The 12,582-nt window shown below is 76.7% G+C and carries 9 protein-coding genes; 8 read left to right on the top strand and 1 reads right to left on the bottom strand.

Annotated elements, in window-relative coordinates:
- Positions 1–9 precede the first annotated feature (9 nt).
- The 7 genes from ACIRO3_RS24430 (at position 10) to ACIRO3_RS24460 (ending at position 10,870) form a co-directional block, all read left to right on the top strand.
- Positions 10–2,712 carry a lantibiotic dehydratase gene (locus ACIRO3_RS24430; RefSeq protein ID WP_404140190.1) on the top strand — a complete coding sequence of 901 codons (2,703 nt, stop codon included), beginning with the start codon at positions 10–12 and terminating at the stop codon, positions 2,710–2,712.
- 74 nt (positions 2,713–2,786) lie between these two features.
- Entirely contained in the window at positions 2,787–3,962 is a 1,176-nt protein-coding gene (locus ACIRO3_RS24435) for a lantibiotic dehydratase C-terminal domain-containing protein (protein ID WP_404140193.1), read from the top strand.
- Entirely contained in the window at positions 3,959–5,836 is a 1,878-nt protein-coding gene (locus ACIRO3_RS24440; protein WP_404140196.1) for a hypothetical protein, read from the top strand. The genes ACIRO3_RS24435 and ACIRO3_RS24440 overlap by 4 nt, the downstream gene beginning before the upstream one ends.
- Positions 5,833–7,848, top strand: a complete 2,016-nt coding sequence (locus ACIRO3_RS24445; protein WP_404140199.1) for a TOMM precursor leader peptide-binding protein — start codon at positions 5,833–5,835, stop codon at positions 7,846–7,848. Before ACIRO3_RS24440 ends, ACIRO3_RS24445 begins: the two co-directional genes overlap by 4 nt.
- Positions 7,849–7,978: 130 nt before the next feature.
- On the top strand, positions 7,979–9,766 hold the full coding sequence (locus ACIRO3_RS24450) for a thiopeptide-type bacteriocin biosynthesis protein (protein ID WP_404140202.1): 1,788 nt from the start codon (positions 7,979–7,981) through the stop codon (positions 9,764–9,766).
- Between the two features lie 82 nt (positions 9,767–9,848).
- On the top strand, positions 9,849–10,214 hold the full coding sequence (locus ACIRO3_RS24455) for a hypothetical protein (protein ID WP_366000438.1): 366 nt from the start codon (positions 9,849–9,851) through the stop codon (positions 10,212–10,214).
- Entirely contained in the window at positions 10,211–10,870 is a 660-nt protein-coding gene (locus tag ACIRO3_RS24460; protein WP_361781151.1) for a nucleotidyl transferase AbiEii/AbiGii toxin family protein, read from the top strand. Before ACIRO3_RS24455 ends, ACIRO3_RS24460 begins: the two co-directional genes overlap by 4 nt.
- A 56-nt stretch (positions 10,871–10,926) precedes the next feature.
- Here the strand turns inward: ACIRO3_RS24460 and ACIRO3_RS24465 are convergent, their stop codons facing one another.
- Positions 10,927–11,847, bottom strand: coding sequence for an alpha/beta fold hydrolase (locus ACIRO3_RS24465; protein WP_404140207.1), 921 nt, complete (start codon positions 11,845–11,847; stop codon positions 10,927–10,929).
- A 76-nt stretch (positions 11,848–11,923) separates the two neighbouring features.
- Here ACIRO3_RS24465 and ACIRO3_RS24470 point away from each other — a divergent pair, with 76 nt between their 5' ends.
- Positions 11,924–12,541, top strand: a complete 618-nt coding sequence (locus tag ACIRO3_RS24470; RefSeq protein ID WP_404140210.1) for a sigma-70 family RNA polymerase sigma factor — start codon at positions 11,924–11,926, stop codon at positions 12,539–12,541.
- The last annotated feature ends 41 nt before the right edge of the window (positions 12,542–12,582 follow it).

Below are 12,582 nucleotides of genomic sequence, written 5' to 3' on the forward strand. Positions count from 1 at the left end.
GGAACCGTCATGTCGCAGCCGCGCCGGTCGGCCGCCGACACGGACGCCGGCGCCGACGGCTACCGGGTGCGCTCCGCGCCCTACGCGCTGGTCCGCGCCACCGTGCTCGCCCACCCGGCCCAGCAGCCGCCCGCCGCACGGTTCCGTGCCCTGCTCGCCCATCTTCACCGGCTCGACACGCGGTTGCTGCGGATCACCGCACCGCTCTGCGACGCCCTGTACGACAGCCGCGACGGACATCCGGCGGACTTCCACCGCGACGTCGTCCTTCCGCTGCGCCGGGCCCTGCACAACGGCCGTGAGCCCCGCCCCGCCCTGCTGGAGCGCCTCGGCGACCTGCCGGACCGGCTGCCCCCGCTCGCGTCCTGGCTCGCGCTGCGCGACCGCCGGGGCGCCGTCCTCGCCGAGTTGGGCGACGCCGCCGACCAGGCGCTGACCGGCGAGCGCGCGGCCCTGGCCGCCCTGTGTCGCGAACCGGCCCTCGGCAAGGCCGTCGCCCTCACCAGCGCCGATCTGCTGCGGGCCGTGGAACGCGCCGGCACCGGTGTGCTCGACCGCAGGGCGCGCAAGGAGGAACCCACCGTGCTGCGCTACGCCTTGCGGGCCAGTACCAAGACGAGCCCGCTGTCCTGGTTCACCGCCGTCGGCTGGGGGGTGTCGTCCGGCTCCGGGCAGGACCGTCCCGCCGCCGCGTGGGGCGCCGCACCGCTCTTCACGGACCCCCTGCACCCGGTCGTGAAGGTCAACCGCACCCTGACGACCGCCCTCACCCTCGCGCTCCTGACCGCTCCGCACCGCCGGACGGCGCTCCCCCACCGGATCACCAGCAGCGCCCGGGTCAAGGGCGGCCGGGCCGCGTACTCCCGCGACCGGACCGCCTTCGCCGGCGGCCGCTACCTGGTCGCCGAGGAGGACGAGGTCGAACTGCCCTACGGCGGCCCCCTGGACCTGGTCACCGAGCACGCCGAGAGCCCGGTGCCGCTGGCCGGGCTGACGGAACTGCTGGCCGGCGCCCTGAAGGGGGCCGGCGACGGCGGCACCGCCGCCGCCTCGGCCTTCCTGGACCGGCTGGCGCAGGCCGGGCTGCTGGTGCCGGGCGACCCGGTCGCACCGCAGGACGGCGACCCGCTGGAGCGCCTTTCGGCGTGGCTCCGCACGCTCGGCGCGACGCACCCCGAGGACGCGGCCCGCGCCGACCTCGTCGACGAACTCGCCCGGGTCACGGCCGCCTTCGCGGCGGCGCCCGCCGCCGAACGGCCCGCCCTGCTCACCGACCTGTCCCGGGACTGGAAGGCGACGCTGGCCGACGCGGGTCGTCCCGTACCGCCGGTGTCCGCGCCCCTGAACGTGCTGTCCGAGGACGTGGTCGCCCCCCACGCGGTGCCCGTCGACGGCTTCCTCGACGACGCCGACCACGAGGCGCTCGGCGAGGTCACCGCGCTCGCGGAGCTGTTCGACCTCGGGCACCTGCTCCGCAGGATCGTCCGCGACCGCTTCGTCGCACGGTACGGATCCGGCGGCACCTGCCGCCACCCGTGGGAGTTCGGGTCCGAGGTGGCCGACGCCTGGGAGACGGCCGGGCGGCTCGCGGCGCTCGCCCCCGGGGACCGGGCCACCTTCCCCACCGGCGCCGACGCGCTCGCCGATCTTCGCGCGGAGGTCGTCCGGGCGGTCGCGGACCCCGCGGCGGGCGCCCCCGCCGGCGATGACGATGTCGTACTGCCCCGGCACCTCGTCGCCGGCCTCGGTGGACGGCTGCCCGCCTGGAGCGTCGAACGTCCGCTCGGTTACGCGTACTTCCTCCAGCGGGAGCCGGGTCCGCGCGCGGCCGACCTCGGCCCGGGCCCGTTGTGCGTGAACCACGTGTACGGCGGGTGGGGCCGCTTCACCAGCCGGTTCCTGGACGCCCTCGATCCGCGCGCGGGCGCCGAGGTGTCCCGGCAGATCCGCCGCGGGCTGGGACCCGGCGCCCGCGCCGCGCAGATCCGGCCCGTCGGCGGCTTCAACGCCAACCTGCACCCGCTGCTCGTCCCGGACGAGATCGGCCCCGACCGGGGCCGGGCCTCGATCGGCGAGGGCGACCTGGACCTCGTCCACGACGAGGCGACCGACCAGGTGCGCCTGCGGCTGCGGAGCACCGGGGAACACCTCGACGTGCTGTACCCGGGGTTCCTCGCGCCCGTACTGCTGCCGCGTCGCATCGGGGCCCACCTGGCCGACCACCCCGAGGGCGCCGTCGACTTCGGTGCGCTCGTCCCCCGCCGCACCGTCACCGTGCCGGGCGGGCCCGTGACGCGGACCCCCCGGCTGCTCCACCGCCACGTGGTGCTCCGCCGCAGGCGCTGGCTGCTGCCGCCCGACGTCGTCCGGGCCCTGCGCGCCGACCTCGGCTCCGACCCGGTGCCGGCCGCGGCCGCGGTCCGCTGGCGGGCCCTGCTGGACCTGCCCGAGCAGCTCTTCCTGCACCCGGTCGGCGGCGCCGTCACCGGGCGGGCCACCACCGACTTCCTGAACCGACTGAACCGCCCCAAACCGCACCTGGTGGACCTCGGCAACGCACTGCACCTGCGGTGCCTGGCCAAGTGGCTGTCCCGGCACACCGAAGGCGGCGCCGTCCTGGAGGAGGCGCTCCCCGCGCCCGGTGGTCTGGACACCGCGACCCACGCGGTCGAACTGGTGCTTGAGGTCAACCGGCCCGGGCGGCGGCGATGAACCCACACCCGACGACGGCGCGAGAACCACGAGCACCACGGGAGCCGGAAGAGAGCGGGCGAGGCGTGCGAGACGTGCGACCCATCGACAGCGACGCCCCGCAGGCCGGGGACGCCCGGGACGCCTTGGACGCCCTGGACGTGGTCGTCTACCACCACCACCCCGTCAAGGCGCCCCTGTTGCGCGAGGTGGTGGTGCCGCTCGCGGAGGCCTTCGCCGCGGACGGGTGCGCCGCCCACGTGGAACGGCACTGGTTGCACGGCCCGCACCTGAGGCTGCGCCTGGTGGGCCCGCGCGAACGGGTCGAGGCCGCCGCCGAGTGCGCCGCGACCGACGTCCGCGCGTGGCTGCGGGCCCACCCCTCGCACGGCGACCTCACCGACGCCGAGTTGTTGGAGCGGGCCGCCGAGGCCGGCCGCGCCGAACTCCTCCCGGGCCCCTACGGCCCGATCGTCGCGGACAACACCGTCCGGGTCGAGTCCGTGGACCGCACCGCGCTGCGCGGCCTCCTCGGCGCCGACGGCGCCGACCTGCGCGACGAGCTGCTGCGCGCCGGCCTGGGCCCCCTGCGCGCGGGCGCCGGCTTCCTCGGCAAGCACGGCGACCGCGCGCAGGCGCGGATCCAGCTCGCGGTGGTCGCACTCGCCGCGCACGCCGGCGCCCACCCCGGGGGGTTGGCGGGCGGTCACTACTCGTACGTGTCCCACCTGGAGGACTTCCTCTTCCACGAGGATCCGGACGGACGGCTGCGGGACCGGTTCGAGCGTCACGCCGAGCGGGTGGACGAGGCGGTGACCGGCCTCGTCGGGCGGATCTCCGGCGGCGGCGCGCAGGGGTGGGAGCGGGCCTGGTCCGGGTACTCGGCGGGCGCCTGGGAGCTGGTGCGGAGCCGGTACGAGGCGGGCGCGGACCTGCACGGTTCCCCGGACGCGTACCGGGCGCGGGCCGCGGCCACCGGGGACGCCGGGACGGCGCGGCGCTGGAACCACGAGGAACGCACCGGCTACAGCGCCTTCCACGAACTGCTGCGCCGGTCCGACCCCGAGGGGACGATGTGGAGCCGCCCCGACTACCTGATCCACCGTGCGTCCACGAACGCCCTGTACCGGCTCCTGGCCATCTGCGACGTCCGCCCGCTGGAGCGGTACCTGGCGGCGCACCTGGTGATCCGTACGGTGCCCGGTCTGACCGGCTGCGACTGGCGTACGGAGATCGGCGCGGCCGTCGACGCGGTGGAGGGAGCCTCGTGAGCGCCGAACAGCCCACCGAACAGCCCACCGAACAGTCCGCCCTGCAACCCGCCGAACAGCCCGCTCCAAGCGACGTCGTACGGGACGCCGGCGCGGGCTCCCGGCTCGGGCGGCGGTTGCGCCCCGGGGTGGCCGTGACCCCGTTGCGCGAGGGCCTGCACCTGCGCGGGCGGCGCGGGAGCGTCACCCTGGAGGGCAGCAAGGCGCTGCCGACCCTGTGGCGCGCTCTGCAGGGGCCCCTGCGCGACGGCGGGTTCGAGGACTTCCTGGACGGTCTGGAGCCCGGATCGGCGCTGCGCGGGGCGGTGGACACCCTCGTGGGGCAACTGGATGCGCACGACCTGCTCGTGGCGGACCGGACGCCGCGCCCGGACACCGCGCGGACCCCCGGGCCCGACCCGGTCGGGGACTGGCTCGGCGTGACGGCCGAGCGGCCCGACGCCGCGCGGGCCGCGCTCGCCGGGACCCGCGCCGAGGTGGTGTCCGGCGCTCCCGACGGACCGCCGGCCAGGGCGGCCGGGCGGGCGTTGGCGGCGGGCGGGCTGCCCGTCGAGTACACCGTCGATCCGGATCTGCCCGGGGACCGCGTCCTCCTGTACGCCCGAGGGGCGGGACCCGTCCGGGGCGTGGCCGTCGGTCGGCGCGGCGGGACCGGGTACGCCACCGCGCTCGGCAGTCCCGCCCAGATCCGGTCCGAGGCCGAGGCCCTGGAGGCCCGGCTCGACCGCCCCGACCTGCCGGAAGTGTCCGCCCTGCCCGCCGCGTTCCTCCCGCTGCTCGCGGGCGCCGCGGCGCACCGGTTGCTGTGCGGGGCCGCCGGGCTGGCGGACCCGGCGGCCGAAGGCGAGGACGACCGGCTGCTACCCGGGCTGCCGGCGGTGTTGCTGGCGGACGCCCGGCCGCTTCGGGCCGACTACCGCAGCTGGCTCGGGCCCCGTCGCGTGGACGCCGACCGGCGGGTGCGCGCGGCTCCGGCCGCCACCCTCGACGAGGCGCTCCGGCGGATGGCCGCCCTCACCGACGACCGGTGCGGGATGCTGCCGGAGCCGCTCCCGGGAGACCTGCGCCAGTTGCCCGTGCCGCTCGCCCGCTGCGTCCTGCGCCGGGCGGGCCGGCCCGACGACGCCCTGGTCGGCGGCGCGCCGCGGCTGGACCTGGCGCGCCTGGACCTGTTCTGCCGGGCCGCCGAACTCCTGCTCGGGGGCGACGGGTTCACCGTCGGGGCGAACCCCGGGCACGCCCGGGGCCGGGCCCTGCGGGCGGTCGCCACCGGCCGGCGGGCGCCGGCGGGCGGGCCGGCGTCCGTGCCCGCCGACCGGTGGACCGGGCACCCTCAGGTGCGCCACTGGTGGACCACGCTGACCGACCGCCTCGCCGTACCCGCGCGCCTTGAGGTGTTCCGGGTCGCTCCGGGCGAGGAGGTGTACCGCGCCGTCGTCCGCCCGACCGGGCCCCACGAGGTCGCGTCGGGGCCGCCCGGTGAACTCCCCCTGCTCGGTGACGCCGTGGAGGCGACGCCGGGCGACGCGGCCGCCTTCGCCGCGCTCGCGGCCGTCGCCCGCGTCTCGGCCCCCGATCCCGGCTCCGCCCGCGACCCCGACCGCGGGTTCGCCTCGGGCTCGGGTGGCGCGGTCGCGCCGCTGGCCGCCGCCGGGGGGCGGACGGCCGCCTGGGAGGACTCGGGGTGGACCGGCCGCTGGTTGACGGAACTCGCCGGGCGCGAGGACGCGTTCCAGGAGGCGCTGCGCCGGGTGACGGGCCCGGACCGTGCCCCGGGGGCGCCCGCCCCCGGGAGCGCCGGCGAACCCGGCGCGCTGCTGCGGGCGTTCGGTTTCACCGTCCTGCACACGCACACCCTCCGGGAGGCCCGATGACCTCGGCGACCACGAACGCGAAGCCAGCCTCGACCGTGCAGCCGGCCTCGACCGTGCAGCCGATCGCGACCGCGACCGCGCAGCCGTCCGGTCCGCTCGGGACGCTGCCGGTGCCCGTGCTCGACGCCGGTTCCGCGACGGCGGCCGTGTCCGGCGCGGCCGTGGTCCTCCTGCCGCGCTGGACCCTCGGCCTCGCCGAGGAGTTGAGCCGGCACGCGCTCGGCCACCCCGTGGAGTTCGTACCGGTGCGCTTCGACGGGGCGCTGGCGGTGGTCGGGCCGGTGCTGCGGCCGGGCGCGGCGGCCTGCCTGTGTTGCGCCGAGTACCAGCGGCTGGCCACGGCGGGCGGCCGCGTACCGTGGCGGAGCCCGACCCTGGAGCTGGCCGGCGTGCCCTCGCCGGCCCTCTCGGAGTCGCTGGGCGCCCTCGCGCTGGAGCTGCTGGAACCGACCGGACCCGAGGAGACCGACCCCGGTGCGGATCCGGGCGCGGAGCCGGGCACGGAGTCGGCCGTCGTGTACGTCGTGCACCTGGGGCGCGGCACCTGGTCCACGCACCGCGTCCGCCCCGTCGGCGGCTGCGCGGTGTGCCGCCCGCTGCCTCCGGACTCCGCGTCCGAGGTCGCCCCGCTGCCCTCGGCGCCCCGCCCGCTCCCCGATCCGTACGTGCTCCGCGCGCCCAACCCGCTGACCACGCCGGCGCGGCTGCGCGAGGCCCTGTACGACGAGCGGTTCGGCCCGGTGCGCGCGCTGTTCCGGTCCGAGGACTCGGCGTTCTGCCTGACCAGCGCGTTCGTGACCGACGGCCGTCTCGTGGACGACGGCGGGTACGGCCGGTCCGGGGACTTCGGCGACAGTGAGCGGATCGCGCTGTTCGAGAGCGTGGAGCGGTACACCGGAATGCGGCCGACCGGGCGGCGCACGGGGCTGCGCGCCTCCTTCGCGGAGTTGGGGCCGGATCGGGCCGTGGACCCGGAGCGGCTCGGCCTGCCCGACCCCGCCCACCACGGCCACCCGTCGTCGCCGACCGTGCCCTACGCCCCGGACCTGGTCATGGACTGGGTACACGGCTGGTCGCTCACCCGGCGGCGGCCGACGGCCGTGCCGGAGCACGTGGCGTACTGGGACGTCCCCGGCGCCGACCGGCCCCGCGTGGTGTACGAGTCATCGAACGGCTGCGGACTCGGCAACAGCCCCGAAGAGGCCGCGCTCTACGGACTGTTCGAGGTGGCGGAGCGCGACGCGTTCCTGATGGCGTGGTACGCGGCGACGCCCCTGCGCCGTGTGCTGCCGCCGCCGGACGACCTGGACACCGCGCTGCTCGCGGACCGGGCGGCGCTGGCCGGCTACGGGCTCGTCCTGCTCGACGCGACGAACGACTTCGGCGTCCCGGCCGTCGTGGCGGTCTGCCGGTACGAGGGCTCCCACCCGGACGCGCCCCGCATGTTCCTGGCGGCCGGCGCCCACCACGATCCGCGCGCGGCGATCCGCTCCGCGGTGGCCGAGGTCGTCACCAACGTGCTGGACGCGGGGCACCGTTCCCTCGCCGAGGGCGGCCCGCGCGATCCGCGACGCCTGCGGCCGATGCTGGACCGGCCGGAGCTGGTGGTGTCCCTGGACGACCACGTCGGCGTGAACACGCTGCCCGAGGCCGGCCCGCGCCTGGAGTTCCTGTTCGCCGACACGCCCCGGCTGTCGGTCGAGGAGGCCTGGCCGGGGGCCCCGGAACCGGTGGGTGACCTCGCCGACCTGCTGGGGGCGAGCGTGGAGCGGCTGTCCCGAGCCGGGCTGGAGGTGATCACCGTCGACCAGTCGGAGCCCGGGCTGCGCCGCCGGCTCGGACTGCACGCGGTGAAGGTCGTCGTCCCGGGCGCCCTGCCGATGACCTTCGGGCACGTCAATCACCGCACCGGGGGGCTTCCGCGGCTGCTGGAGGTGCCGTACCGGTTCGGCCGCACGGACCGGCCGTTGCGCCCGGCGGACCTCGCGATCCACCCGCACCCCTTCCCCTGACGCCACGACTGACCCCACGACTGACCCTGCGACTGACCCTGCGACTGACCCCACGACTGACCCCACGACGGCACGGGCCCCCGGCGGCACGGGCCCGACGGCATGGCCCAGCCCACGACGAGGACCTCAGATGACGACGACCGACACCTGGCAGAGCCACCACCTGTTCCTGCACGCCACCGCCGAGGACGCCGACGCGTTCCTGTTGCGGGACGTGGCCCCGCTGCTGGACGGCCTGGTGGCGGCCGGGGAGGCCACCGGGTGGTTCTTCATCCGCTACGGGGAGGACGGGCCCCACCTGCGGATCCGGGTGCACGGCGCGGAGCCGGCCCCGGCGGCGCGGCTGCCGCGGGAGTTGGCGCGGGCCGCGAAGGAGGTTCCCGCGGTGCCGGGCCCGTGGCCGTCCGCCCACGGGGAGGTGCGCCCCGTGCCGTACGAGCCCGAGACGGACCGGTACGGCGGCCCGCTCGCGCTGCCGGTCGCCGAGGAGGTCTTCGTCGACTCCACGCGGGTGGTCGTCGAGGCCCTGCGGGAGGTACGGGGCGGGGGCGCCGCGACGCGGCTGACGGTCGCGGCGGACCTGGCGCACGCGACGGCGTACGCGCTCGGCATGGGAGAGCTCGCCGCGGCGCGCTGGCTGCGCGGGCACGCGGCCGGCTGGCGGTGGGTCACCGAGGTGCCGCTGCTGCCGGGCGCGTCGGTACACGCCCGGGTCAACTCCGTGTACGCGGCGCAGCGTTCGACGCTGGGGCGGCGCGCGGCGGACCTGCGACGGCGGCTCGCGGACGGTACGGCGGCGCCCTGGCTGGTCCGGTGGACCGACCGGGTCCGCCAGGCCGACGCGGCGCTGCGGGCCGGCGGCGGGCCGGAGGCCTCGTACGCCTGGGTGTGGGCCTCGCAGCTCCACATGCTGTTCAACCGGCTCGGGGTCACCCCCGACGAGGAGCGGGCGGTGTGCCGGCTGGTCGCCCGGACCCTGCTGGAGACGACGGGCTCGGAGACAGCGGGCTTTGAGACGACGGGTGCTGCGACGACGGGCTCTGAGACGACGGGCTCTGAGATGACGGGCTCGGCAACGACGGACGAGCCGGCCGACTACTTCCCGTCCTCGCACACCGCGCCCGACTTCCGGTACCTGGAGCGCAGCAAGTTCCAGATCGGGCGCGGCGAGGACACGGCCCTGCGGCCGTCGGCGCCGCTCTCCCCGGCGTCGGCGTCCGGCGGGGCGGGGTGGGGAGCGGCCGGGCCGGAGATCGCGCTGCCGACCGGGCCGCTGCCCGGGGTGTCGCTGCGCGAGGTCCTCGCGAGCCGGTCCTCGATGCGGGGCGCGCTCACCGGGCCGCTCGACGCGGACACGCTGGGCGCGTTGCTGTGGCACTCCCTGTCCGAGAGCGGACGCTCCGAGCAGCTCCTCCCGGACGGCTCGACACGTACCCTCGTCCACCGCCCCCACCCGAGCGCCGGCGCCCTGTACACCGCCCGGGTGCGGCTACTGGTGCTCGACACCGCCGGGGTCCCGGCGGGCACCTACGAGTGCGTGCCGAAGTCGCGGTCGCTGCGCCGCGTGGGGCCGGTGCCCCCGGTGGAGGAGATCAAGGCGCTGTCGACGTACCTGTCCCGTCCCGCGACGGACCCCGACTGGATCGGCGTCGACGGCGCTCCGGTGGTCCTGGCCGTGTACGCGGACCTCGGCGTGCTGCGGCGCCGCTACGGCCTGCGCGCCCTGCGCCTGGCCCTGCTGGAGACCGGCCACCTGACGCAGACGCTGCTGCTCACCGCGACGGCCCTGGGCCTGGGCGGCACCCCGCTCGGCGGCTTCCACGACGACCTGGCCCACGAACTCCTCGGGCTGGACGACCTCGAACAGCCGTTGCAGTACCTGCTGCCGCTCGGCCGGCGGCCCGGGGACAGTGCCTAGGGTCTGTCCCCGGCGCACACACCATCGGGGGAATCCCGCACCCGTCGTGCCGGAGGCGGGTGGGACACGCGATACTGGCCCCATGGCTCAGCTGTCCTCCCCCGTCCCGCCGGCACCGGTCGGCGAGGTGCTCCGCTCGCGGTACGCCGGCCGCCTGCCCGGCTCCCTCGCCGAGCTGACGGGGCCCGTCCGCGGGCCGGTGGCGCTGCCGCCGCACGTCGCCTGGTCCGGGATGCGGACGTACGACCTGGACCGCCCGCGCCAGCGCATGAGCCTGTACCGGACCGTCCTCGCCGAGGGCCGGCGCGAGGACCTGATCGCCTTCCTGGACCGGGACCTCCTGGTCGCGCAGTGGCCCGTCCTGCGCACCCTGGTCAGCCGGCACGTCCGGCAGGTGTGGGAGGACCGCTTCCCCCAGCTCCCGACCCGGACCACCCCGCCCGCGTGAACCTCAGCGGGCTGCACCGCCGGCTCCTCGCCGACGTCATCGCCATCGGCTCCCCGTACCCGCTCGTCCTCACCGGTGGCTACGCCGTGCAGGCCCACGGGCTCGTGGACCGGCTCAGCCAGGACCTCGACGTCGCCACCGAGAACCCCGCTCCCATGGAGGACATCGCCGCCGACCTGGTCCACGAGCTCACCCGGCGCGGCTGGGGCGTGGAGGTCGTCGCCGTGGACCCGCTGGCCGCCCGCCTCATGGTCACCGACCCCGCCGACGGCGCGCGGTGCGAGGTGGACGTCCTCAAGGAGAACCTCTGGTCCGCCCCGGAGGACACCGAGTACGGGCCGGTCCTCGCCCTCGACGACGTGATCGGCACCAAGGTCCGTGCCCTGGCCGACCGGGGCGCCCCGCGCGATCTCATCGACGTGCAGGCGGCCCACCGCCTCCGGCACCGCAATCTGGGCGAACTGGAGCGTCTGGGCGCGCGGCACGGGCGCGACGAGTTCCGCCTCGACGACCTCCGGGACCGGCTGGCCGGCTCCGAGTGGTACGACGACGAGGAGTTCGCCGAGTACGGTCTCGACGCGCACGCCATCGCCGACCTGCGCGAGTGGGCCCGGCGGTGGGTCATCGACCTCGAAGCCCGGCTCGCGGAGGACTGAGCACCCCGCCGCACGACCGGGCCGAGCCGGCGGCGCGCCGGGCCGGGCCGGGCCGCTCACCCCGTGAAGGCGGCGAGGGTCGCCGCGAAACGGTCGGGGTCGTCGAGCCAGGGGTGGTGGCCCGCTCCCGGCTGCACGACGAGCCTGGCGTCGGGGAACAGCGCCGCGAACTCGGCCACCGACGCCGGGGGGCTGTTCATGTCGAACTCCCCGACGAGCAGCAGCGCGGGGGCCTCGAAGGCGGCGAGTGCCGCGCGCGTGCTCTCCGGGGTGAAGGCGCCCTCGGCCCCGAAGAGGGCGACGGCTTCCTCGTTGTCCGGCCTGCCCGCCTCGTGGTGCCGGCGGGCCTGGTCGTCCCAGCGACCGTGGAAGAAGGGGGCGACGGCCTCCGTGTCGCCGCCGGTGCCCTCCATGATGGCTTCCAGGGCGGCGAACGCGGTCGGGAACCACGGCTCGTCGCGCCGGAGCAGGGCGAGTTCACGGCGCGTCCGCGCATGGATCGTCAGGCCGACCGCGCGGGTACCGGGGCCGACCAGGACGAGCCGGTCGAGCCGGTCCGGGTACCGGGCGGCGTACTGCGTCGCGATGTTCGCGCCGGCGCTGTGGCCGAGCAGCGTCATCCGGGGCAGCCCGAGGTGGACGCGCAGCGCCTCGACGTCGTCGACCAGGCGGTCGCAGCGGTAGGAGGAGGTGTCCTCGGGAACCACGGAACGGCCGGTGCCGCGCAGGTCCGACACGATCAGCGGGCGGTGCGCGGACAGGCCGCCGAGGTCACCGAGGTAGCGCGAGTCGGCGGGGCCTCCCGGGACACAGACGATCGGGGCGGCGGTGGGCGGGGCGACGGTGGAGGCGGCGACGGCGGCGGTGGACGGGGCAGCGGTGGACCGCGGGCCGGGGGCCGGGTCGGCGGCCGGGTCCCGGTCCGCGACGACGCGGTAGGCGAGCCGGGTCCCGTCGGGTGCGCGAAAGGTGGGCATGACCTGCACCCTGCCGGCCATAACCTGGTTTTACAACCTGGTTGTGGCCGAGCGGATTCCGGAGTACAACCGAGTCATGGCAAGCGAAGACACCCCACGTCGCGACGGCGCGACACTGACCGACGAGCAGGCCGCGCGGATGCTCGCCGACCTGAACGACGTCATCCGCGCGGGCGAGGAGGCGCGGCGGCTGCGGGCCGAGATGATCAGGGTGCTCGTCGGCTACGGCTGGACCCAGGAGAAGATCGCCCGCCTCACCGACATGAGCCAGCCCGCCGTGTCCAAGCAGGTGACGAAGCACGGGGCGGGCGCCCCGCCGCCCCCCATCGGGCTCGCCCTCGACCAGCACGACGCGCCCTGGCTCGAAGGGCGACTGTGGGGCCTGGCCGACGCGCTCGCCGAGACCCTCGACGGCGGCGCCCACTGCGCGCGCCTCGTGAACGCCCTCGCCCGGGGACGCAGGCGCTTCACGCCCGCAACGGTCGACGAACTGCGACGTCTCGTCGAAGAGGACCTGAGGCAGCGCCGGGCCGCACTCCCCGGCGGCTACCGGTCCGCCTACGACGAGATCAGCCGGGGCCTCGACGTCCCGCCGAAGGCCGGCGCCGCCGCCGACGCACCCGCCGGGCCACCGTCCGTACGCCGCGCCCTCGCCCACCGCATCCAGCGCGACCACCTCGGGGACGTCGCCTGAGACCACGCCCTGGCCGGGCATCGGCGCGGCCCGGTTCGCCG

Origin of the sequence: Streptomyces sp. NPDC102278, from assembly GCF_044766345.1 — a bacterium.
Classification (GTDB): domain Bacteria; phylum Actinomycetota; class Actinomycetes; order Streptomycetales; family Streptomycetaceae; genus Streptomyces.